This window comes from Aeromonas sp. R1-1 (genome assembly GCF_040908495.1).
GTDB lineage: Bacteria > Pseudomonadota > Gammaproteobacteria > Enterobacterales > Aeromonadaceae > Aeromonas > Aeromonas veronii.
This window is the reverse complement of sequence record NZ_JBFODV010000103.1, coordinates 1-22,841: the sequence shown is the minus strand read 5'-3', so window position 1 is coordinate 22,841 and position 22,841 is coordinate 1. Positions and strand designations below refer to the sequence as shown.

The following is a 22,841-nucleotide window of genomic DNA, read 5'->3' as shown; positions in this document are numbered from 1 at the left end:
AAATGGCATTTTATATGTTCAATTAGAACGAGGCCCCTATGCTAGATCAAACCACCGTTGCCGTCATCAAAAGCACCATTCCGCTGCTCGAATCGGCAGGTCCTGCCCTCACCCAGCACTTCTACCAGCGGATGTTCAGCCATAACCCGGAGCTGAAAGATATCTTCAACCTGGCCCACCAACGCAGTGGCGGCCAGCCGCTGGCCCTGTTCAATGCAGTCGCCGCGTATGCACAGAATATCGACAATCTGGGAGCGCTCGCCGGTGCGGTCGAGCGGATTGCGCACAAACATACCGGATTCCTGATCCAGCCGGAACAATATCACATTGTAGGTAGTCATCTCTTGGCCACGCTCAAAGAATTGGGCGGAAGTGCGGTCACCGACGAGGTGCTGGAGGCTTGGGGCAAGGCGTATGGCGTGCTGGCCGACATCTTCATCGGTCGCGAGCGAGAGATCTATCAGGAGAAGGCCAATCAGGATGGCGGCTGGCAAGGTACCCGCACCTTCATCATCCAGGAGAAGCGAGCCGAGAGCGACCTCATCACCTCCTTCCTGCTGACGCCGGAAGATGGCAAGCCGGTACTGACCTTCAAACCGGGCCAATACCTCAGCATCAAGCTGGTTCACCCCGAGCTGGAATATCAGGAAATCCGCCAGTACTCCCTCTCCGATGCCCCCAACGGGCAGGATTACCGCATCAGCGTCAAGCGTGAGCCGCAGGGTCAGGTCTCCAACCTGCTGCACGATCACATGCAGGCGGGTGACAAGATCGAGGTGATGCCCCCTACCGGCGATTTCTACCTGAAAGCCGACAGCCAGACCCCGGTGGTACTGCTCTCAGCCGGTGTCGGCGTGACACCGATGATGAGCATGCTCAACCAGCTGCTGGCGAACGGCCATCAGGCTGATGTCACCTGGCTGCACGCCTGCGAACAGGGCGCTGTACACGCCTTTCGGGAGGATATTCAGCAAAAATCCCGCCAGCATTCCAACTTGCTGAGCCGGATCTGGTATCGGGAGCCGGAGGCCTGTGACGTACAAGGTCAAGATTACGACTTGGCCGGCACCATGGATCTGACTGCCGTGAAGGAGCGCATCACGCCGCAGGCCCACTACTACTTCTGTGGCCCTGTCGGCTTCATGCAAGAGATCAAGCGGCAGCTGCTGGCGGCTGGGGTGCCAGCGGGGCAGCTCCATTACGAAGTTTTTGGCCCCCATCAAGATCTCTAAGGCGCGGGCAGCCATATAACAGAGGGAGGTTCCGGCCTGTCATGGCACGGCGGCTGGAACCGGACCCACAGGTGCAGATCTGTGGGTCATTTTTTTTGGATCAGTGCATCGCCTTGGCGCGGGCCACCACGTTGGCCGGCATCCTGTTGCCAAGACGGCTGAGCAGACTCGCCGCCTTCTGGTGCAGCGCCTTGTCACCGATGACAGCGCCATGGAGCCAACGATAGGCGTCTTCATAATCGAGCGGACTGCCCATCCCCTGCAACAGCATCTCGACCCACTCGATGCGAGCCCGCAGAAAACCGAGGCTGGCTGCCTCGCGCATCAGGGTCTCGGCTCGCACCAGATCCTTCTGCACCAGGGTTCCTTTCCAGTAGTAGCGACCCAGCTGCTCCAGCGCCGGTGCCAACCCCTGATTGGCCGCCTCCCACATATATTGCACGCCAAGCTCGGCATTGGACTTGGTGCAGACACCCCACGCCAGCATATCCCCCCAGAGGAATTGATAGGCCGGGATCTTCATCACCGAGGCACGTGCTTCGATATCCTGAGTCAGCTGACAGCGATCCTGCTTCACCTGAGTGAGGTGGCGCCCCTGCTCAATCCAGTTGAGCAGCTCGTCCTGACGATAGAGCGGCACCGCCTGCAACTCGCCAGCGGCCAGTGGCACGGGAGGCGCCACCACAGCAGCAGGTTCAGCCGGTTTTGGCAGCGGTGCGGCCCCCTCGCCACTGCTGGCAACAGGCGTGACTGGCTCGGCCGGAAGCAAGACGGGGACGGCCTCAGAGGGCGCAGACGTAGCAGAGACAGGGGCCGTTGCCACCGCAGCACTGCTTGCGGTCGGTGCCGATGCACTTGCTGCAGGCGCATCGCTCGATACGGCAGCCGATACCGCCTCGGCACCATAGAGGGGCGCGGTGAATGCACCGACAAGAACGAGAAGGGTAAGGGGTTTCATCATAAGGATCTCCTGCTGCACTCTGTTATCGGCACCAAGCCCCATCCCCTTAGCCTGCCGGGTGGCTCTCATCAATACAAAAGGGAGCCGAAGCTCCCTTGTTGGCACGGTTGACCCGCTTACTTGACGAAATCGACACCCAGCTGGATATCGGCTTTCAGGGTAGCCAGCATGCCTTCCATCGCTTCCTGCTCGAAGGCGCTCAGCTTGCCGTAATCCAGTACGGTTTCGACGCCATTCTTGCCCAGCAGTACCGGCTGTGCGAAGAAGGTGGCGTGCTCGCCGTTGCCTTCCACGTAGGCGCACTCGATGACGTTGGCTTCGCCCTGCAGACCCTTGATGAGGGAGAGACCGAAACGGCAAGCCGCCTGACCCATGGAGAGGGTCGCAGAACCGCCACCGGCTTTGGCTTCCACCACTTCGGTACCGGCATTCTGGATGCGCTTGGTCATGGCTGCCACTTCTTCAGCGGTGAAGGAAGCGCCTTCAATCTGGGAGAGCAGCGGCAGGATGGTGACGCCACTGTGACCACCGATCACATTGACGCGTACTTTGTCGATGTTCAACCCTTTGGCAGCGGCCACGAAGGTCTCGGCGCGGATCACGTCCAGGGTGGTGACACCGAACAGGCGACGCTTGTCATAGACACCGGCTTTCTTCAGCACTTCGGCGGCGATAGCCACAGTGGTGTTGACCGGGTTGGTGATGATGCCGATCAGTGCTTTCGGGCAAGTGGCCGCGCACTTTTCGACCAGATTTTTGACGATACCGGCGTTGATGTTGAACAGGTCGGAGCGATCCATTCCCGGCTTGCGTGCCACACCGGCGGAGATCAGCACCACATCGGCCCCAACCAGCGCAGGAGTCGGATCTTCACCGCAGAAGCCCTTGATGGCGACGTCGGTAGGAATATGACTGAGGTCAACGGCCACACCCGGAGTAACCGGGGCGATGTCATACAGGCTCAGCTCGGAGCCAGCCGGCAGACGGTTTTTCAACAGCAGAGCGAGGGCTTGACCGATGCCACCAGCGGCACCCAGAACGGCAACTTTCATGATCAACTCCATGTTTAAGCGTAGGTTTAAGGTTGTTTGTTGTTGTGCGCCCAACCTTAATGGATCCCCCTATAAAAAACAATCTGATAACAGTTGCAGTCACGGGTTCTGTGAGCCACGAAACATGCGGGAGCAAAAATTGGAGGGAAATACAAAAAGTTGGAGGATAAGCACAGTTTTTCTACACTTCTCCTTACCATAAAGAGGTAGGTTTGAAGGTCTCAGGATTGGAATGCCAACGCCCGTTTTTCACACCAGCGAAAACCAATTGTTAACAATCCGTTCATCGCCAGATAAAGCCCGCCAGCGACCCCGAACACAGCCAGGGTATCGTAGGTCTGGGCGTTCAACCCCTGCGCCAGCCCCATAATGTCCATGATGGTGATGGTACTGGCGAGGGAGCTCCCCTTGAGCACCAGGATCACCTCGTTGGAGTAGGCAGGCACCAGATGACGGGCGGCGTGGCGCACCTTCATCCACAAGGTCTGGCGGCCGTTAAAGCCAAGCGCACGACACGCCTCTACTTCACCGGCCGGGATAGCATCGAGCGCCCCCTTGAACAACCGGGTGGAGTAGGCCGCGGTGTTGAGACCCAGCGCCAGCACGGCGCAGAACCAGGGCTGCTTGAGCAACGGCCAGAGCGGGCTGGCTTTCAGCCACTCGAACTGGCCCGGCCCATAGTAAATCAGGAAGATCTGAATGAGCAGCGGCGTCCCGGTAAAGAGCAGCACCCACAGTTGCACCAGCTGGGTCGCTACCGGCAGGCGCAGCTCCAGCACCCAGGTCATCAGGGCCGCCAGCACAATCCCCAGCAGCAGGCTGAACAGGGTCAGCTCCAGCGTGGTGACAAGACCGCCCAGCAACGTAACGAGATACTCTTGCATCAGTTAGCCTCCGTAGCGGCGGGTGTAGCGGGCAGCCAGCCCGAGGCCATATTCACTCACCAGACTGATGGCCAGATAGATGAGGGCCGCGGCGGCATACCAGGTGAAAGGCTCATAGGTACTGGCCGAGGCCATCTGCGCCTGACGCATCATCTCGTTCACCCCGATAAGCGACACCAGCGCGGTATCTTTCAGCAATACCAACCACTGGTTGCCGAGGCCCGGCAGGGCGTGACGCCACGCCTGCGGCAACACGATGCGAAAGAAGATGTGGCTCTTGCTCAACCCCAGCGCCAGCGCCGCCAGCCGTTGACCTGAAGGCACCGCATTGAGCGCCGCCCGCAGGGTCTGGGTCGCATAGCTGGCGAACAGCAGGGAGAGTGCCAGCACGCCACAGGCGAACGGACTGAACTCCACATACTCACCGGTGATGAGGAACAGCACCTGGGTCGAGCCGAAGTAGATGAACAGCACCACCAGCAACTCGGGCAGGCCACGGATCAGCGTGGTCAGGGTGGCCACCGGCCACACCAATGCACGCTGCTTGCTGAGCTCGGCGGCGCTGAACGCCAGTGCCAATACCATGCCCCCGACCAGTGATGCCAAGGCCAGCCCGAGGGTCATCCAGGCTGCATCCAACAACAGGCTCAACATGGCTTACTGCGCGAAGTATTTGTCGAAGATTTTCTGATAGGTGCCGTTGGCCTTGATCTCGGCCAGCCCCTTGTTCAGCTGGGTCAGCAGCTCCTGATTGCCCTTGGCGACCGCAATGCCAAAGCCGGTACCGAAGTACTTGGCATCGGTCACCGGCGCACCCACCACCGCATACTCCTTGTGCTGCTTCAGCCAGTCGGCAGCAACGGCGGTATCGGCAAAGACACCGTCGGTACGGCCATTCATCATGTCGAGGAAGGCGCTCTGGTAGCTGGCGTACGGCACGGTCAGCAGGCCCTTGCTCACCCAGTTATCCACCAGATAGGACTGGTGAGAGGTACCATTCTGCACACCGACTGTCTTGTCGACCATCTCTTCCGGCCCCTTGAAGGCCCCTTTCTTGGCGACGAATACTGCCGAGTTCTCGTAATAGATGTCAGAGAAATCGACCTGAGCGGAGCGCTCCGGGGTCACGTCCATGGCGGCGATGGCTGCATCATAGCGACGGAATTTAAGGCTGGGGATCAGGCTGTCAAAGGCCTGGTTATGGAAGCTGCACTCCAGCTTGGCCTGCTCGCAGATGGCGCGCGCCAGATCGATGTCAAAACCCTGAAACTCGTTCTTGTCATCCAGGTATTCGAACGGTGCGTAGGTGGCCTCGGTGGCGAACTTGATCTCTTTGGCCATGACGGAGGTACTCAACAGGCCCATGGCAGCAACCAACAACAGACTCTTTTTCATGACAGCTTCCTTATCGATTCAATATCAATGCATCAAGAATTCGGCAAACCGGCTGGTTTGCGGGGATTGGAAAATGGCGGCGGTGCCGGATTCGATGATCCGCCCCTTCTCCAGATAAATCACCTGGCTGGCCACCTTGCGGGCAAAGTCGACCTCGTGGGTCACCACCACCTGGGTAATGCCGGTCTGGCTCAGGTTGCGGATGATCTCAGCCACCTCCTTGGTGATCTCGGGATCGAGGGCAGCAGTCGGCTCGTCAAACAGCAACACTTCCGGGTCCATCATCAGGGTACGGGCAATGGCCACCCGCTGCTGCTGACCGCCGGAGAGACGTGCCGGCCAGGCATCGCGCTTGTCGGCCAGTTGCAGCTGGGCCAGCAGGTAGGCCCCCTTCTCGATGGCGGCCTCCTTGCTCATGCCGAGCACCTTGACCGGCGCTTCAATCAGATTCTCCATCACAGTGAGATGTGGCCAGAGATTGTACTGCTGGAACACCATGCCCACCTTGCGACGCAGCAGTTGGGACTGGCGGTTGAATTCGGCAGCAGAGAGGGAGTTCGGGAAAGAAAATTCACTTTCACCAATCCGCAGAACACCCGCATCTGGGGTATCCAGCAGGTTCATCATCCGTAGCAGGGAACTCTTGCCAGCACCGCTCGGGCCCAGCAACACCAAGGTTTCACCGGGAGACGTCCGAAAGCTGACCTGTTGCAGAACCGGCACCTTGTGCCAGGACTTCTCGATGCTTATTAATTCAATACCCATACAGCCCAATTGAATAAGTTTTCAAAATTTCATCCCGATTCTATCCCTAATAAAGGTTGATGCAAGCCATTTTTGAATCAATATGCAGAACAAGCGCCGCTTCCTTGCAAAAAACGGCATATGAATGCAAAATGGCCTCGCTGTTCGTATCTGCCGCCTGTATCGCACAGGCCGCCACACCTCCTCATTCGTGAGACCAAGATGAAACACAACGACAAGCAAGAAAAACTGGCCAAGGCCTTTAAAGCCTTGCTGAAAGAAGAGCGCTTTGGCTCCCAGGCAGAAATCGTCACCGCCCTGCAAGAGCTGGGCTTTGAGAACATCAACCAGTCCAAGGTATCGCGCATGCTGAGCCGCTTCGGCGCCGTTCGCACTCGCAATGCCAAGATGGAGATGGTCTACTGCCTGCCAGTGGAACTGGGCGTGCCCACCACCTCCAGCCCGCTCAAGAATCTGGTGCTGGACGTCGATCACAACGGCGCACTGGTGGTGATCCACACCAGCCCGGGCGCAGCCCAGCTGATCGCCCGCCTGCTCGACTCCCTCGGCAAGGCAGAGGGGATCCTCGGTACCATCGCCGGTGATGACACCATCTTCATCACCCCGACCAGCGACACCGATATCGAAGAGCTCTACCTCTCCGCCCTCGAGTTGTTCGAACAGACGCCGTAATGGCCGCTACCGCGTCATAGCGGTCACGCCAGAACGAAAAATCCCAGCCAAGGCCGGGATTTTTGTTTTCGGTAGCTTCGTCAGGCGGGCTTATTTGCCCTGCGCCATCAGAAAACCCTCCGATGGGGCGAAGAAAGCCGCGCCGGTAACTGCCTTGGTGAAGCGCAGCAGGTGGTCGAAGTGGCTACCCTCCCCCTTGTACATGCTGGCCAGCATGGCGTTGAAGTGCTGCGGAGTGCGGCAGCAGGAGATGAAGTAGAGCCCCTGCTCGGTCATGGTGCCCCAGGGCATGCTCTGGCGCAGGATCTCCATGGACTCCCCTTTCGGCGTCTTGAGATTGACCCGCTTGATGTGGGCGGTCAGCGGCTTGGCGGCAGATTCATACTCGATGTTGTCGGGCTTGGTGCGACCGATAATGTCTTCCTGCTCTTTTTGCGCCAGCTTCTCCCAGTCGCTCATGGCGTGTACCCAGCGCTGGACATGAATGTAGGAGCCACCGGCAAACTCGCCATCGGCCACCAGCGCCACTTCGGCACGGTGTTCATCCTGCGGGTTCTCGGTGCCGTCAACGAAACCGGTCAGGTCACGGAAATCCAGATTGCGGAAACCGCGCACCTCTTCGGCCAGCTCGACCAGTCCGGCCAGCAGCGCCATCACACGGTGACCGGCGTGGTGCAGCACATCCACCCGATCGGCGCGCAGCTGAATAAAGAGATCAAACGGGGTGTTGGGGGCTTCCTGACCGTTGGCGGATTGCGCCATAAAGCTGCGGAACTGGGGCGGACGGGCGGCAGGGTAGAGACCATCCCAGGCATCGGCGCCAACGGCAACCAGACCGCTGAACCCGGCATCGGGGAAATCGGCGGCCACAGCCTGCCACAGGGCGGGCAGTTTGGCCAGACGGCCGACCAGTTCGGCGGCGTCGCCGGTGCGATTGAACATCAGATAGAGGGCGTGCAGATTCGGCTCTGCGCAGATCCCGGCTTGGGCTTTCATATATCTCTCCCCTGAATAGGCGTTAGCGTTACGGGCTATTTGCGTTGCGCGATTATAAACCAGAGTGGATCCAGTTCTTTGATTTCACGACGATATCACGCGTTCAGGGCAAAGGGTCAAACAACACCAATCCATGGGGAGCGACCTTGATCCGTGCCCGCATCCCATCAAGGGGCTCGCCAATGCTCGCCTCCAGCTGCAGATCGCCACACTCGAACAGCACCCGGCAGTGGTGGCCGAGGAACTGCTGCTCCACCACCTTGAGCTCCCCATCTGCGGCGCTCTCCAGCAACAACTGCTGGGGTCTGAGCATCAGCTGCAACGGCTCGCCCACCGCGCGGCCATGAGGCTCGCTGCCACAGATGACCCCGAGCGCCGTCTGCACGCAGTGGCTGTCCACCACCTCGGCAGCCAGATAGTTGACCCCGCCGAGAAACTCCGCCACGAAGCGATTTTGCGGGCGGCGATAGAGCTGCTCCGGCTGGCCCACCTGCTCGATGTGACCGGCGCGAAACAGCGCCAGCCGATCGGCAAAGGCGAACGCCTCCTCCTTGCTATGGCTGACGAAGATGGCGCCAATCCCCTGCTGCTTGAGCAGGGTGCGGATCTCGAGGATCAGCTTCATCCGCACCTGGCTATCGATGTTGGAGAAGGGTTCATCCAACAGCATCAGCCGCGGCTTGCACACCAGCGCCCGGGCGATAGCCACCCGCTGCTGCTGGCCGCCGGAGAGCTGGTGCGGATAACGATCCCCCAGCCCCTGCAGATTGACCAGCGCCAGCGCCTCGTCCACCTGCTGCTGGCGGGCACGGCGATCGAGTTTGGTCAGGCCAAAGCCAACATTGTCGGCCACCGTCAGGTGGGGGAAGAGGGCGTAATCCTGAAAGATCATGCCAATGTTGCGCGCCTCGGGCGGCACGCTGGCACCGGGGCCGTCGAGCAGGGTATCGCCGAGGCGAATCGAGCCATCGGCCAGCGGCAGCAGCCCGGCGATGGCCTTGAGCAGCGTGGTTTTGCCGCAGCCACTGGCCCCCAGCAGGCAGACGATCTCGTTGTCTGCCACCGTCAGGGAGAGCTGCTCCAGCACATTGCGGCCGTTGTAACGGCAGCTGACATTTTCAACCTGCAAACAGGACAAGGCTGACTTCCTCTCGTTTCTGGCGACGCGCTGCCTTTCGGTTCAGCACACCGCATGCAATTTCATTGACCGACGCGGCGACTCAGTGGCCCGGACTGTCCAGAGTGCGGTTGACCCAGATCAGCGGCAACAGCCCCACCAGCACAATGACGATGGCCCCCAGCGCGCCGCGCTCCAGCATCTCGTCCGAGACAAACTGGTAGACGTGGGTCGCCAGAGTATCGAAGTTGAACGGCCGCAGCAGCAGGGCGGCGGGCAGCTCCTTCATGGATTCGATGAATACCAGCATGGCACCGGCAAACAGGCCACGGCGCACCAGCGGCAGATGGACCCGCCGCAGCATGCCGCCATCCCCCTGCCCCAGGGAGCGGGCCGCCATGTCGAGGCTGGGGGAGATCTTGCCCATGCTGCTCTCCACCGAGCCGATGGCGATGGCCACGAAGCGCACCAAATAGCCGAACACGATGGCGGTAATGGTGCCGGTCAGCAGCAAGCCCGGCCCCTGACGCCCGAGCCACTCGGCCAGATCGTTGATGGCAAAGTCGAGGGCGGTGAGCGGCACCAGCACCCCGATGGCCAGCACGGTACCCGGCATGGCGTAGCCCATGGCGGCGATGCGCAGCGGCAGCAGACTCTTTATCCCGCCATCGAGACGGCGGAAGAAGCCGAGCAGCAGGGCGATGCCCATCGCCAGCAGGGCGGTCAACGCCGAGATGAGCAAACTGTTACCGGCAAAACGAACGAACTCCGGTGTCCACGACAACTCGAAGTAGCGCACCCCGTAATCGAGCAGGATGACAAACGGCAGGCCGAAACCGGCCAGCACCAGCCCCCAGCACCAGAGACCGGCCAGAGCGCGACTCATCCCCTTGAGCGGATAGCGCAGCGGCTGCTCATGGCCCATGGACTTCTGGAACACCTGCTGCCGACTGCGCGAGCGGCGCTCCAGCGCGATCAGCAGCACCACAGCCAGCAGCATCAGGCAGGAGAGTTTGGCCGCGGTGGCCAGACTACCGTAGCCGAGCCAGGTGTCGTAGACCGCCGTGGTCAGGGTGTTGATGGCAAAGAAGTGGACGGTGGCGAAATCGGCCAGCGTCTCCATGGCCACCAGCGATACCGCCACCATGATGGCGGGGCGCGCTAGCGGCAGACTGAGACGACGAAAGCTCTGCCACGGGGTACAACCGAGCAGGCGGCTGGAATGGATCAGGCTGACTGACTGCTCGAGAAAAGAGGCGCGGGTCAGCAGATAGACATAGGGGAACAGCACCAGCGCCAGCACCCAGGCGGCGCCGCCAAGGGAGCGAATGGCCGGAAACCAGTAATCGGCTGGACTGTTCCAGCCAAAGAGTGCTCGCAACCCGGCCTGTAGGGGGCCCGAATAGTCGAGCAGGTCGGTATAGACGTAGGCGACGATATAGGAGGGCATGGCCATTGGCAGCATCAAAGCCCACTGCAGGGCACGGCGCCCCGGTACCTGACACATGGCCACCAGCCAGGCGGTGGGTACGCCAAACAGCAGGCTGAGCAGCACCACGCCGACCACCAGCCCCAGGGTATTGCCCAAATAATTGAGCAGCACGGTATCGGCGAGGTGGCGAAACAGCGCCCCCTCAGCCGAGAAGGCAGAGAAAAGCAGGGCTATAACCGGTAAACCCAGCAGCAGGGCGGTAGCCCAGCTGCCGGTCATCCATCCAAAATTTTTCATGAGACCACAGATGTTGATGGGGCCGTTGGCCCCATCTGATTACAAGTCGAACTTCACTTCATCCAGCAACTGCAAGGCGTCCTTGCGGTGCTTGGCGTAATCGCTGACCGGTAGTGCGTCAGACTTGAAACTGCCCCAGGACTTGACCATGGCGGAAGGCTCGACTCCGGCCTTGACCGGATATTCGGCGTTCACGTCCGCATACATGTGCTGGGCGGTGTCGCCAGCCAGAAACTCCATCAGCTTCTGGGCCTCGGCCTTGTTCTTGGCATACTTGGTCATGGCCACGCCACTCACGTTGACGTGTGCACCGCGGTCAGCCTGGTTCGGGAAGTTGATATAGACCGCATCCGCCCAGGACTTCTGCGCAGGATCTTTCAACATGGCGCCCAGATAGTAGCTGTTGCCGAGTGACACGTCACAGATACCATCCTTGATCGCCTTGACCTGATCCCGGTCGTTACCCTGCGGCTTGCGCGCCAGGTTGGCCTTGACCCCTTCCAACCAGGTTTTGGTCTCAGCCATGCCGTGATGGACGATCATCGAGGAGACCAGCGCCACATTGTACTCATGCTTGCCGCTGCGGGTGCAGATTTTCCCTTTGAATTCCGGTTTGGCCAGATCTTCGTAGCTGATGGTATCGAGCTTGCCGAGGCGATCCTTGCTGGAGTAGATGGCGCGAACCCGGGTAGTCAGCGCGAACCAGCGATTCTCCGGATCACGATAGATGGCGGGGATGTTCTCCTGCAGGATCTTGCTGTCTACCGGCTGCACCAGCCCCTTGTCCACCAGATCGGTCAGACGGCTGATATCGACGGTCAGCATCAGGTCGGCCGGAGAGAGTTTGCCTTCCCGCTCCAGACGCTCGTTCAACCCCTCTTTGGCGAACACCACGTTCACCTTGATGCCAGATTCCTTCTCGAACTGCTGGATGATGGGCTTGATCAGCTCATCCTGCCGGTTGGAGTAGACATTCACTTCCCCGGCCGCCAATGCCGACTGAGCTGCCAACGCAGAGAAAGCCAGTGCCAACATCTTCATTTTCATCATCCATTCCTTGATTAGCTATACAGAGTGATAACGATTTCCGTTTGCATTCTGCATACATCTTATAAGCGGATCAAGAAAGCTCGCCGTCGCCACATCACATATTTAATCGCCCATAAATGAAAAGGGCCGGATGGAATCCCATTCGACCTCTTCTGAGCAAAACGTTATGTTGATCAGGCTTCAATAAGCGCTCACGACATCGGGATTCCCCGAGATCGGGAGGTCAACAGATCTGTACGTCACGGATGCGGTTCATCACAGCGCCTCGTCGTCACTCTCGCCGGTGCGGATGCGCACCGCTTGCAGCAAGTCGTAGACAAAAATCTTGCCGTCGCCGATCTTGCCGGTATAGGCCGCCTTGCAGATCGCCTCGATCACCCCTTCCACGTTATCATCAGCGGTGGCAATCTCCAGCTTCACCTTGGGCAGGAAGTCGACCTGATACTCGGCTCCCCGGTATAATTCGGTGTGTCCCTTCTGGCGGCCAAATCCCTTGACCTCGGACACGGTCAGCCCTTCCACCCCCAGGTTGGCAATAGCCTCGCGGACATCGTCCAACTTGAACGGTTTGATAATCGCACTAATCAGCTTCATCTGGTTGCTCCCAATCCATGGTGTGTCATGAATCGGGTTTCAATTCTTATGCCAAGTATTTTTATTGTTTTATTTCATATAGATAGAGTTTAATCTCGGCGCCATTCGCCAGGCACATCCCCATAACTGGCCAGCACGCCCCATAATGAGGCACCATGCTGCAGCGGTCAGCGGGTATGCACCAAACAAGAGCAAAACAGCATGTTAGTTATCTCCAACAGCGTCACGATTCCCTGGCATGAGCTGCAATTTCAGACCATGCGGGCACAGGGCAACGGTGGACAGCACGTCAACAAGACCGACTCCGCCGTCTGGTTGCGCTTCGATTACCGCAACTCTCCCAGCCTGACGCCCCTCTACAAGGAGGGTCTCGACAAGCTGAGCGACAGCCGGGTACACGATGGCTTTATCCTGATCCGGGTCGAGAGCCATCGCAGCCAGGACATGAACCGCAAGGAGGCGATGAGCCGTCTAGTGGAGTTGCTGAAGAAAGCAGCCTGGCGCCCCAAAGCTCGCCATGCCACCAAGCCGACCCGCAGCTCCCAGCGCAAACGGGTCGATGCCAAGAAGCGCAAGGGGGATATCAAGTCCGCCCGCGGCAAACCGGTTCTGGACTGAGCCAACCCCCAGCCCCCAAAGGATGCCAGCCGATGAGATACAGTTTTTGCGACAGCGCCCGCGGCCCCCTGCTCATTGCCATCAATCAGGATGGTCTGCGCTATGTGGAGTTCGTGCGGGGGGAGCAGCCGGTAACTCCGACCGATGAGTGGCAGCGTGATGACCTGGCTCTTGCTCCTTTCGTCGAGCAGTTCACCGCCTATTTTGCCGGAAAATTACAGCAGTTCGATCTGCCCATGGCAGCGAAGGGCACCCCGTTCCAGCAAACGGTGTGGAACGCTTTGTGTGATATCCCCTATGGCGAGACCGTGAGCTATCTCGAGATTGCCCGGGCTATCGGCAATCCCAAGGCGGTGCGGGCGGTAGGCGCTGCCAATGGCCGCAATCCGCTGAGCATCATAGTGCCCTGCCATCGGGTGATCGGACGCAGCGGCGAGCTGACCGGCTATGCTGGCGGCATTCCCATCAAGCGCTGGTTGCTGGCACTGGAACAGGTAGGCACAGCATTCGAACTGGCCCCATGAGACGATGAGCGCCTCGGAGAGGGACGGGACAATATCGTGGCCAAAATGAAAAGGCTTTCAGTCAGTGACCACGCTTTGCTGACAAGATGAACAGAAAATGAAGAATCGCCTCAGAACTACTTCAGATTGAGCTTGGCATGATGGCTCCATACTTGAATGGCACGGCTCATTCGCTGATTCAAGTAGCACCCATGTGACGCTTCCAATCTGTCTTTTTCCCCGCGCCTCCTCTGAGGCGCTTTTTTTGTGCAACACAACAGGCCACCACCCGGCTTGAGTGGCCTGAGCGCCACAAAATCTGCACCCGCCCAAAAACCCAGAGGCGAAGGATCATCCTTCGCCTCTGACGTAACAGCTGGCTACTCGCTCTGAGGCAGGAACTGCAATTCCGGCGCCGAGGAGGTCAGCACATCGGCGCAATAATCCCAGGTCGAGATGCGATAGTGCTGCAGATCTTCATCCAGATGCAGGCCGTCCGACTCCTGATGGAACCAGCTGGCAAAACGGGATGGAGTGATGAGCTGGATCTGCTCTTCGATGGCATGACTATCCTTCCCCTCGGCCAGATCGCAATCTTCGATGACCCGCAGGGCGTAGATATGGCGAAAATAGACCCGGCAGAGGATTTGCGGGGGCAGATCGATGCTGCGTGCCCGCCCCAGCATGATGGTCAGAGAGTCGCTCCAGAGATCCTGATGCAGCTCGGCCACAACCAGACCGGGCGGTAGCTGGCGGGACGGAGCCCAAGGTACGGCAACCTGCCGAATGGCATTTTTCTGTTCCATATTCACCTCACGACGACTCGCTCCCTGTCTTGAGTCTATCTGAACCACATAGTCCCGGCGAAGGCAATCGATGGACAATAAAAACGGCAATAAAAAAGCCGACGTATCAAACGTCGGCGAATAAAAAGTGCTTACAACAGAGGATTCACATATTCAGACCCGCGGGTCGAAAGATTGGTTCCCTCTTTTTGTAATTAATTTTCGGCGCGTTTAAACATCAGGGTATTGGCGTCCGACTCTTCCGGCACAAAGTAGTAGCCCTCGGCGTTGAAACCGGTCAGCTGCTCCACCTCGGTCAGACGGTGCTTGATGATATGGCGAGCCATCATGCCGCGCGCCTTCTTGGCGTAGAAGCTGATGATCTTGAACTGGCCGTTCTTCTCATCCTTGAACACCGGCGTGACAATCCGCCCTTTCAGGCTCTTGGGTCGTACCGACTTGAAATACTCGTCGGAGGCCAGATTGATCAGCACTTCATCCCCCTGCGCTGCCAGCGCGTCGTTGAGGTGGTGAGTGATCACCTCCCCCCAGAACTGGTAGAGATCCTTACCGCGAGCATTGTCGAGCTTGGTCCCCATCTCCAGTCGATAGGGCATCATCAGGTCGAGGGGGCGAAGCACGCCGTAGAGGCCTGAGAGCATCCGCAGGTGTGCCTGAGCGAAGTCAAAATCGGCCTCGCTGAAATCCTCTACCGCCAAACCGGTGTAGACATCCCCCTTGAAGGCCAGCAGCGCCTGACGGGCGTTGGCGGGGGTGAAATCTGGCTGCCACTCGGCAAAACGGGCGGCATTGAGACCGGCCAGCTTGTCGCTGATCTTCATCAGAGTGGCGATCTGGTCAGGGCTCAGCTGGCGGGCACGGCTAATCAGTTCGGCGGAGTGATCCAGCAGCTCGGGTTGGGTGAAACGGGGTGTCACCAGCGGTGACTCGTAATCCAGCGTCTTGGCCGGGGAAACCACAATCAGCATAACGTTCCTTTATGGCGAGGGGCCGAACGGCAGAGCGGCCCCATGATTCATTCATCCAGCGTCACATTGTCCAGCGTACCGGTGCCGAGCCGTTCGCGACCGGAGAGCTTGATCAGCAGTCGCAGGTCGTTGGCCGAGTCGGCGTGGGCGAGGGCCTCACTGTAGCCAATCTGGCCGGCGCAGAACAGGCTGAAAAGCGCCTGATCGAAGGTCTGCATACCCAGCTCGGTGGATTTGGTCATCACCTCCTTGAGGCGATGCATCTCTCCCTTGCGGATAATGTCGGTGATGAGCGGGGTATTGAGCAGGATCTCGAACGCAGCGCAGCGCCGCTTGCCATCCATACTCGGCACCAGCTGCTGGGCGACGATAGCCTTGAGGTTGAAAGAGAGATCGAACAGGAACTGGCGGTGTTTGTCTTGCGGCACCAGATGGAGGATGCGATCCAGCGCTTGGTTGGCATTGTTGGCATGCAAAGTGGCGAGACAAAGGTGGCCTGTCTCGGCGAACTGCAGGGCAAACTCCATGGTCTCCTGACTTCGGATTTCGCCGATCAGGATCACGTCCGGCGCCTGACGCAGTGAGCTTTTTAGCGCCACATCGAACGACTCGGTGTCGATCCCCACCTCTCGCTGGGTCACCAGACTACGACCATGCTGATGGACGAACTCCACCGGATCTTCCACCGTCAGAATGTGGCCATCGGCATGCTGGTTGCGATAGCCGATCATCGCCGCCTGGGTAGTCGATTTGCCCGCCCCGGTGGCGCCGACAAACAGCACCAGCCCCCGCTTGGCCATCGCCACCTCTTGCAGGATCTTGGGTAGCTGCAGATCTTCAAAGGTAGGAATGCGGGTCTCGATACGCCGCACCACCATGCCGGGCAGCTCCTGCTGCCAGAAGGCGCTGACCCGAAAACGACCAAGCGCTTCGCGATAGATCGCGTAGTTGGCCTCCTTGGTGCGGATATAGCGCTCGAAGTGATCGCTGCTGAGGGTATCCCTGACCAGCGTCAGCGCCCCCTTCTTGTCGAGCGCCTCCCCCCCCAGCGACACAAGATGGCCATTCACCTTGAGGGTGGGCGGCGAGCCCACCGTCACAAACAGATCCGATCCCTTTCGCTCGACCAGCTCGCTCAGCAGATCATCCAGATTCATCATCTATCCCTCCCTGGGTGCGAGTCGCTTAAATGCTGTTGGGATCAACGGCCTTGGCCTTAGCATCGAGGGATGCCACTACGCCGCGACTCACCAGCTGCTTGAGACTCTGATCCATGGTCTGCATGCCGTGGGTCATCCCGGTCTGGATCACCGAGTAGAGCTGGGCAATCTTGTCCTCCCGGATGAGGTTACGCACCGCCGGAATGCCCATCATGATCTCGTGGGCCGCCACCCGGCCGCCGCCAATGCGCTTGAGCAGGGTCTGGGAGATGACCGCTCGCAGGGATTCGGAGAGCATGGAGCGCACCATGTCCTTCTCCGCGCCTGGGAAGACGTCGATGATACGGTCGATGGTCTTGGCCGCCGACGAGGTGTGCAGGGTGCCAAACACCAGGTGGCCGGTTTCGGCGGCGGTCATGGCCAGACGAATGGTCTCAAGGTCGCGCATCTCGCCCACCAGAATGATGTCCGGGTCTTCCCGCAGTGCCGAGCGCAGAGCATTGCTGAAGCTCTTGGTATCGCGGTGCACTTCCCGCTGGTTCACCAGACAGCGCTTGTTCTCGTGGACGAATTCGATGGGGTCTTCGATGGTGAGGATATGGTGATGGAAGTTCTCGTTGATGTAGTTGACCATGGCCGCCAAAGTGGTCGACTTACCCGAGCCGGTCGGGCCGGTCACCAACACCAGACCCCGCGGGAACTCGGCGATCTTGCGGAAGATCTCCGGCGCATCGAGATCCTCGAGGCTCAGCACCGTGCTGGGGATGGTACGAAATACCGCGCCCGAGCCGCGTGCCTGCTGGAAGGCGTTGACCCGGAAACGGGCCAGATTGGGTACCTCGAACGAGAAGTCGACCTCGAAGTTCTCCTCTAGCTCCTTGCGCTGATGGTCGTTCATGATGTCGTAAATAAGGGCATGCACTTCCCGGTGTTCCAGGGCGGGCAAATTGATCTTGCGAACCTCACCATCAACCCTGATCATCGGGGGAACCCCGGCCGAGAGGTGTAGATCCGAGGCTTTATGCTTTACACTGAAAGCCAATAACTCTGTGATATCCATAGACTTGTCATTCTCCCATCACAAGATCACTAACGAAATATGAACCAGATTGCCCAGCACCTGTTTCAGGTAAAGGAACGTATTGCCCAGGCCGTCGAACGGGCGAGCCGCAACCTACAGCAGATCCGCCTGCTGGCCGTGAGCAAGACCAAGCCTGTCGAGGCCATCATGGCCGCCCATGCCGCAGGTCAGCGCTGCTTTGGCGAATCCTACGCTCAGGAAGCAGCGGCCAAGATCGATACCTTGCGCCAGCAGCCGGAATATAGCGACATAGAGTGGCACTTTATCGGCCCTTTGCAATCGAACAAATCCAAACTGGTCGCCGAACGGTTTGACTGGGTGCAGAGCGTGGATCGGGACAAGCTGATCGACCGCCTCAACAACCAGCGCCCAACTACAATGGCACCGCTAAATGTTTGTCTGCAAATCAATATTAGCGGAGAGAGCAGTAAATCCGGAACGTCGGAACAAGAGATTTTCCGCCTTGCCGAGCAGGTCTCTCAAAGTGAGCGACTGGTGCTGCGGGGACTGATGGCCATTCCCGAGCACACCAGTGACGAGAGCGTACTGGCCGCCCAAATGACCCGCATGCAGACTCTGTTCACCGAGCTTGCGCGACAATACCCCACGGTGGATACCCTCTCGATGGGCATGACCGAGGATCTTGAACTGGCGATAGCCCACGGCAGCACCATGGTGCGGGTCGGCACCGCCATCTTCGGCGCCCGTGACTACTCATAGGCAAGGCCCGCGGATAACCCATACGTCCGCCTCTTGCCGCGACTTCATCAACAGGAGCGTTTGATGGAACACCGAATTCTGGCGTCTGGTGGTGCAGGCAGCACCCACCCCGCCGCGACCCCATGTGCTACAGGAGCATCTGATGCAGCATAGAACGCTGGCCTTTATCGGCGCGGGCAACATGAGCCGCAGCATCATCGCCGGACTGGTCAAGGCGGGTTATCCCGCCGGGCAGATCACTGCTGCCAACCCCAGTCTACCCAAGCTGGAGGCGCTGGCGAGCGAACATGGCATTCGCATCACCCAGAGTAATGCCGAGGCGGCCCGAGGCGCCGAGGTGATCGTGCTGGCGGTCAAACCGCAGCTGATGGCCGGCATGCTGGCAGCACTGGTTGAAGAGCTGGGCTCCCTTGAAGGCAAGCTGCTCATCTCCATCGCGGCCGGTATCAAGGTGGCGCGCCTTGGCGAGATGGCCGGTGGCCACGACCGCATCATCCGCACCATGCCCAATACCCCTGCCCTGCTGGGTCTGGGCATGACCGGTCTCTATGCACCCGAACATATTGCCGCCGCGGATCGCGACTTTGCCGAGCAGATGATGCAGGCGGTCGGCAAGACCCTCTGGGTGGAGCAGGAGTCCGGCATCAACGGCGTCATCGCCGCGGCGGGCAGTGCTCCGGCCTACTTCTTCCTCTTTATGCAGGCGATCGCCGAAGAGGCGGAGGCGATGGGTTTCTCGCCCGATCAGGCACGCCTGCTGGTGCAGCAGACCGCGCTGGGCGCAGCCGCCATGGTGGAGCAAAACCCGGAGCTAGCGCTGCAGACCCTGCGTGAGCAGGTGACCAGCAAGGGCGGCACCACAGCCGAAGCCATCAAGACATTCCAGCAGCAGGGGCTGATGCCGCTGACTGCGCAAGCCATGCAGGCGGCCGTTGCTCGCGCCACCGAAATGGAAACCCTCTTCTAACAGGAGCCCAGATGAACACTGCTTACTTTCTGATTAACACCGTTTTCGATCTCTACCTGATGGTGATCCTGCTGCGCGTCTGGCTGCAGTGGGCCCGTGCCGACTTCTACAACCCGATGAGCCAGATGGTGGTCAAGCTGACCAATCCGCTGGTGATCCCGCTGCGCCGCGTTATCCCTGGCTTTGGCGGCATCGATCTCGCCTCCGTGGTGCTGGCGCTGGCTGTCGCCTTCCTCAAGCTGGCCCTGCTCAAGAGCATGAACGTGCTGCTGGCGGACTGGCTCAGCATCAGCCTGTTTGCCGCGCTGACCGTGCTGAAGAAAGCGGGCTCGATGATCTTCTGGGTACTGCTGATCCGCGCCATCCTGAGCTGGGTCAGCCAGGGCCGCAACCCCATCGAATACGTGATGCATCAGCTGACCGAACCATTCCTCGCCCCTATCCGCCGCGTACTGCCGGCACTGGGCGGGCTGGATCTCTCGGTGCTGGTCGCCTTTATCGGCCTGCAAGCCATCAACTACCTGCTGGGTGACCTGTTCGGCCAGCTGTGGTGGATGATTTGATGCCAGCCGTCCTGCAACAAGGGGATGAACTGGTACTACATCTGGTGATCCAGCCCAAGGCGAGTCGGGATCAGATCATCGGATTGCATGGTGAAGAGCTGAAAGTGGCCATCACGGCGCCGCCGGTTGATGGCCAGGCCAACAGCCATCTGATCAAGTTTCTGGCCAAGCAGTTCAAGGTGGCCAAGGGCCAGGTAACCATAGTGCGGGGCGAACTGGGGCGGCACAAAACCGTCGCCATCGACAGCCCCAAACAGTTGCCGCAAGAAGTGAGTGCGCTGCTGAATGACACGCAAGGCTGAATGAATCGGCCTGCGCCAACCGTAGATATGAGAGGGATGACAGATGAAAACAGCCTGGATGAGTGGCCTGCTGGCACTGCTGATGACCCTGCCGCTCAAGGCAGAACAGATGAAGGAGCTGGGGCCCTGGTTGGTGCACTACAACGCCTTCAACTCCAGCTTCCTTACACCAGAAGTCGCCAAGGCGTATGGACTGGAGCGCAGCCGCTACAACGCCATCATCAATATCGCGGTACAGGACAAGCAGAAAGTGGCGCAAGCCGTGGGGATCACCGGTGAGGCCAAGAACCTGACCGGCACCATCCGCACCCTGAACTTTCAGGAGGTAAAAGAGGGGGATGCCATCTACTATCTGGCGACCCTCCCCTACCGCAACGAAGACACCTATCAGTTCACCCTGAAGATCATGGGCGGTGGGCAGCAACAGAACCTCAGCTTCCAGCAGACCTTCTACGTAGACTGAGCACCAACAAAAAGCCCCGATCAAGGTCGGGGCTTCATTTTATCCATATGACAAGGGCGCCATGAGGGCGCCCTTGTTACATCTATTCCGTACCGCGACTGTTACAGGGCGAGGAACAGACCGGCCAGACAGGCGCTCATCAGGTTCGCCAGCACGCCGGAGAGAATGGCGCGCATGCCGTAACGGGCGATGAAGGATTTGCGCTCCGGCACCATGGAGCCCAGACCGCCGATCAGGATCGCCATGGAGGAGATATTGGCAAAGCCGCACAGGGCGAAGGTCACGATGGCCTTGCTCGACTCGCTCAGGGTCTGATCCTGCACCAGACCGATAAAGGCGACAAACTCGTTGACCACGATCTTGGTGCCGATCAGGGCGCCAGCGGCTTGCGCCTGATCCCAGGGTACCCCGATCAGCCAGGAGACGGGGGCAAACAGCCAGCCCAGAATGATCTGGAAGCTCAGATCCAGCCCCACCAGACCGCCAGCCCAACCCAGCAGACCATTGAGCATGGCGATCACCCCAACGAAGGCCAGCAGGGTCGCACCGACTGCCACCGCGATATTGAGGCCGGACATGGCACCATCGGCCGCCGCCTCAATCACGTTGGTGGCGCGGGGGATCTCTACATCCTGATGGTGATCGACCTCTTCAGCTCCCGGCGGCACCAGGATCTTGGCCATCGCCAGACCGGCAGGGGCCGACATGAAGGCTGCCGCGATCAGGTATTTCAGCTCAACCCCTAGGCTGGCATAACCCACCAGGGTGCCACCGGCGACGGAGGCGAGACCACAGCTCATCACAGCGAAGAACTGGGAATCGGACATCTTGGAGAGGTAGGGTTTGACCACCAGCGGCGCTTCCACCATGCCGACGAAGATGTTGGCGGTCGCGGAGAGGCTCTCGGCACGGCCGGTACCCAGCAGCTTCTGCAAGCCACCACCCAGCAGGGCGATTACCCGCGGCATGATACCGATGTGGTAGAGGATGGCGATCACCGCAGAGAAGAAGATGATGACCGGCAACACGTTGAAGGCAAAGATGAAGCCCAACTTGAACTTGGCCAGATCACCGAACAGGAAGGCGATCCCCTCCTGACCATAACCGATCACGCTGCTTACGCTCTCGCTGACCCCGTTCAGCACATGCTGACCAGCAGGCAACCAGAGCACCAGACCGGCAAACATGATTTGCAGGCAGAGGGCAAGGCCAACTGTTCGCAACGGGATACGACGACGATTATCAGAGCAGATGACGGCAAGCGCCAGGATACTCAGGATGCCGAGCAGGGCAATCATAGGGACTCCATCAGGTGGGGCAAAAGATGGGCGCGGATTCTGCGCCTCTCACCCCGTCACTGCAAGTCCGCTTGGTTACAACCCTGTTAGAAAAAACGTTTGCACGATATCGGTTGCGCCAACTGGCTGATTTGGTTCGATTTTAGTATCAGGAGAAATCGAGAGTTCTTATATGGAAACAATCATTCCTCACCGCCGGACAATTTACCCCCGAGCCAGGGGGCCAGTCGCTGCTCCCAATAGGGTTCGGGGCCAAAGCGGGCCTTGAGGAAATCGATGAAGAGACGGATCTTGGGATCCAGATGTTCGCGACGGGCATAAACGGCGTGTACCGCCATCTGCTGGTTCGGTCGCCACCCTGGCAACACCGGGATCAGCTTGCCGCTCTGTAACTCCTTGTCCAGCAAGTAGTTGGCGATATAGGCGATGCCGAGCCCGGCCAGTGCAGCATCCCGCACCGCCTCCGCCATATCCACCCGATAGTTGCCCGCCACCTGCACCGTCTGGCGCTCCTTGCCCTGGCGAAACGACCACTGGTGATAGCGCCGCTCCCGACTCTGGTAAGTGATGCAGTTGTGCTGGGCCAGATCCTTGGGATGAAGCGGCGTACCGTGGCTCAGCAGGTAATCCGGCGAAGCCGCCACCACGAAGCCGATGTCGGCCAGCCGCTGTCCCACCAGCCCTTCCGGCTTGTCCTCATAGGTGGTGAGCCAGAGATCCAGCCCCTCATCCACCAGATTGGTTCTGTGGTCGAACAGCGAGACCTCCAGCTCCAGCTCGGGATAGCGATCCTGAAACGCCTTGAGATGAGGAATCACGTGCAGACGACCAAATGATTGGCCCACCCCGAGATGGAGCACCCCGCTCACCTTGCCGCGCCGCTCGGCGATCATGGAGTCCGCCTCCTGCGCCACCGCCACCAGCGCATGACAGTGACGGGCATAC

26 protein-coding genes are annotated in these 22,841 nt (G+C 59.4%); 9 read left to right on the top strand and 17 right to left on the bottom strand.

What is annotated here, in order from left to right; genetic code table 11:
- Positions 1 to 38 precede the first annotated feature (38 nt).
- Complete coding sequence (gene hmpA, locus AB5Y92_RS06035) at positions 39 to 1,232, top strand: NO-inducible flavohemoprotein (protein WP_368225954.1); 1,194 nt, start codon at positions 39 to 41, stop codon at positions 1,230 to 1,232.
- 100 nt (positions 1,233 to 1,332) lie between these two features.
- Here the strand turns inward: hmpA and AB5Y92_RS06030 are convergent, their stop codons facing one another.
- From AB5Y92_RS06030 to AB5Y92_RS06005, 6 genes are all read right to left on the bottom strand, one after another.
- Positions 1,333 to 1,917, bottom strand: coding sequence for a tetratricopeptide repeat protein (locus AB5Y92_RS06030; RefSeq protein ID WP_368225993.1), 585 nt, complete (start codon positions 1,915 to 1,917; stop codon positions 1,333 to 1,335).
- A gap of 392 nt (positions 1,918 to 2,309) precedes the next feature.
- Entirely contained in the window at positions 2,310 to 3,245 is a 936-nt protein-coding gene (gene mdh, locus AB5Y92_RS06025) for a malate dehydrogenase (RefSeq protein ID WP_069554449.1), read from the bottom strand.
- Between the two features lie 221 nt (positions 3,246 to 3,466).
- Entirely contained in the window at positions 3,467 to 4,129 is a 663-nt protein-coding gene (artM, locus tag AB5Y92_RS06020) for an arginine ABC transporter permease ArtM (RefSeq protein WP_005348902.1), read from the bottom strand.
- A gap of 3 nt (positions 4,130 to 4,132) precedes the next feature.
- Positions 4,133 to 4,783 carry an arginine ABC transporter permease ArtQ gene (gene artQ / locus AB5Y92_RS06015; protein ID WP_043826111.1) on the bottom strand — a complete coding sequence of 217 codons (651 nt, stop codon included), beginning with the start codon at positions 4,781 to 4,783 and terminating at the stop codon, positions 4,133 to 4,135.
- Between the two features lie 3 nt (positions 4,784 to 4,786).
- Entirely contained in the window at positions 4,787 to 5,524 is a 738-nt protein-coding gene (locus AB5Y92_RS06010) for a transporter substrate-binding domain-containing protein (protein WP_019445594.1), read from the bottom strand.
- 24 nt (positions 5,525 to 5,548) lie between these two features.
- Positions 5,549 to 6,289, bottom strand: coding sequence for an ATP-binding cassette domain-containing protein (locus AB5Y92_RS06005; RefSeq protein ID WP_204382206.1), 741 nt, complete (start codon positions 6,287 to 6,289; stop codon positions 5,549 to 5,551).
- Between the two features lie 201 nt (positions 6,290 to 6,490).
- Here AB5Y92_RS06005 and argR point away from each other — a divergent pair, with 201 nt between their 5' ends.
- Entirely contained in the window at positions 6,491 to 6,961 is a 471-nt protein-coding gene (argR, locus tag AB5Y92_RS06000; RefSeq protein ID WP_005340378.1) for a transcriptional regulator ArgR, read from the top strand.
- 90 nt (positions 6,962 to 7,051) lie between these two features.
- On the opposite strand, the gene AB5Y92_RS05995 is transcribed toward argR, so the two are convergent.
- From AB5Y92_RS05995 to glnK, 5 genes are all read right to left on the bottom strand, one after another.
- Complete coding sequence (locus AB5Y92_RS05995) at positions 7,052 to 7,957, bottom strand: Dyp-type peroxidase (RefSeq protein ID WP_005340377.1); 906 nt, start codon at positions 7,955 to 7,957, stop codon at positions 7,052 to 7,054.
- Between the two features lie 103 nt (positions 7,958 to 8,060).
- On the bottom strand, positions 8,061 to 9,095 hold the full coding sequence (locus AB5Y92_RS05990) for an ABC transporter ATP-binding protein (protein ID WP_368225952.1): 1,035 nt from the start codon (positions 9,093 to 9,095) through the stop codon (positions 8,061 to 8,063).
- A gap of 82 nt (positions 9,096 to 9,177) precedes the next feature.
- The gene (locus tag AB5Y92_RS05985; RefSeq protein ID WP_368225950.1) at positions 9,178 to 10,803 is read right to left on the bottom strand and encodes an ABC transporter permease; all 1,626 of its coding nucleotides are present in this window, start codon (positions 10,801 to 10,803) and stop codon (positions 9,178 to 9,180) included.
- Between the two features lie 39 nt (positions 10,804 to 10,842).
- Entirely contained in the window at positions 10,843 to 11,850 is a 1,008-nt protein-coding gene (locus tag AB5Y92_RS05980) for a Fe(3+) ABC transporter substrate-binding protein (protein WP_368225990.1), read from the bottom strand.
- A gap of 258 nt (positions 11,851 to 12,108) precedes the next feature.
- Positions 12,109 to 12,447: a P-II family nitrogen regulator gene (gene glnK, locus AB5Y92_RS05975; RefSeq protein ID WP_005341406.1), complete on the bottom strand. Its 339-nt coding sequence runs from the start codon at positions 12,445 to 12,447 to the stop codon at positions 12,109 to 12,111.
- Between the two features lie 201 nt (positions 12,448 to 12,648).
- Here glnK and arfB point away from each other — a divergent pair, with 201 nt between their 5' ends.
- Entirely contained in the window at positions 12,649 to 13,065 is a 417-nt protein-coding gene (arfB, locus tag AB5Y92_RS05970) for an alternative ribosome rescue aminoacyl-tRNA hydrolase ArfB (protein WP_021230947.1), read from the top strand.
- A 32-nt stretch (positions 13,066 to 13,097) separates the two neighbouring features.
- Positions 13,098 to 13,589: a methylated-DNA--[protein]-cysteine S-methyltransferase gene (locus AB5Y92_RS05965; protein WP_338453876.1), complete on the top strand. Its 492-nt coding sequence runs from the start codon at positions 13,098 to 13,100 to the stop codon at positions 13,587 to 13,589.
- Positions 13,590 to 13,948: 359 nt separating this feature from the next.
- Here the strand turns inward: AB5Y92_RS05965 and AB5Y92_RS05960 are convergent, their stop codons facing one another.
- The 4 genes from AB5Y92_RS05960 to tapT form a co-directional block, all read right to left on the bottom strand.
- Positions 13,949 to 14,374 (bottom strand): hypothetical protein, encoded by a 426-nt coding sequence (locus AB5Y92_RS05960; protein WP_005340360.1) that lies wholly within the window; start codon positions 14,372 to 14,374, stop codon positions 13,949 to 13,951.
- Between the two features lie 194 nt (positions 14,375 to 14,568).
- Positions 14,569 to 15,342: a peroxide stress protein YaaA gene (yaaA, locus tag AB5Y92_RS05955; protein ID WP_368225948.1), complete on the bottom strand. Its 774-nt coding sequence runs from the start codon at positions 15,340 to 15,342 to the stop codon at positions 14,569 to 14,571.
- A gap of 47 nt (positions 15,343 to 15,389) precedes the next feature.
- Positions 15,390 to 16,499, bottom strand: coding sequence for a type IVa pilus ATPase TapU (gene tapU / locus AB5Y92_RS05950; protein ID WP_005340356.1), 1,110 nt, complete (start codon positions 16,497 to 16,499; stop codon positions 15,390 to 15,392).
- A gap of 28 nt (positions 16,500 to 16,527) precedes the next feature.
- Positions 16,528 to 17,562, bottom strand: a complete 1,035-nt coding sequence (gene tapT, locus AB5Y92_RS05945) for a type IVa pilus ATPase TapT (protein WP_005340354.1) — start codon at positions 17,560 to 17,562, stop codon at positions 16,528 to 16,530.
- A 39-nt stretch (positions 17,563 to 17,601) separates the two neighbouring features.
- On the opposite strand from tapT, the gene AB5Y92_RS05940 reads away from it, so the two are divergent.
- From AB5Y92_RS05940 to AB5Y92_RS05920, 5 genes are all read left to right on the top strand, one after another.
- Positions 17,602 to 18,303, top strand: coding sequence for a YggS family pyridoxal phosphate-dependent enzyme (locus AB5Y92_RS05940; RefSeq protein ID WP_042053317.1), 702 nt, complete (start codon positions 17,602 to 17,604; stop codon positions 18,301 to 18,303).
- Between the two features lie 142 nt (positions 18,304 to 18,445).
- On the top strand, positions 18,446 to 19,270 hold the full coding sequence (gene proC, locus AB5Y92_RS05935) for a pyrroline-5-carboxylate reductase (protein WP_368225945.1): 825 nt from the start codon (positions 18,446 to 18,448) through the stop codon (positions 19,268 to 19,270).
- 11 nt (positions 19,271 to 19,281) lie between these two features.
- Complete coding sequence (locus AB5Y92_RS05930; RefSeq protein ID WP_005340343.1) at positions 19,282 to 19,833, top strand: YggT family protein; 552 nt, start codon at positions 19,282 to 19,284, stop codon at positions 19,831 to 19,833.
- A complete protein-coding gene (yggU, locus tag AB5Y92_RS05925; protein ID WP_021230942.1) occupies positions 19,833 to 20,135 on the top strand; it encodes a DUF167 family protein YggU in 303 nt (100 codons plus the stop codon). Before AB5Y92_RS05930 ends, yggU begins: the two co-directional genes overlap by 1 nt.
- 43 nt (positions 20,136 to 20,178) lie before the next feature.
- Positions 20,179 to 20,598 (top strand): DUF4426 domain-containing protein, encoded by a 420-nt coding sequence (locus AB5Y92_RS05920; protein WP_005340339.1) that lies wholly within the window; start codon positions 20,179 to 20,181, stop codon positions 20,596 to 20,598.
- A gap of 101 nt (positions 20,599 to 20,699) precedes the next feature.
- Here the strand turns inward: AB5Y92_RS05920 and AB5Y92_RS05915 are convergent, their stop codons facing one another.
- Positions 20,700 to 21,896, bottom strand: a complete 1,197-nt coding sequence (locus AB5Y92_RS05915; RefSeq protein WP_005348874.1) for a NupC/NupG family nucleoside CNT transporter — start codon at positions 21,894 to 21,896, stop codon at positions 20,700 to 20,702.
- Positions 21,897 to 22,078: 182 nt separating this feature from the next.
- Positions 22,079 to 22,841: substrate binding domain-containing protein (locus AB5Y92_RS05910; RefSeq protein WP_368225943.1), on the bottom strand; the 763-nt coding region annotated here is incomplete at its 5' end.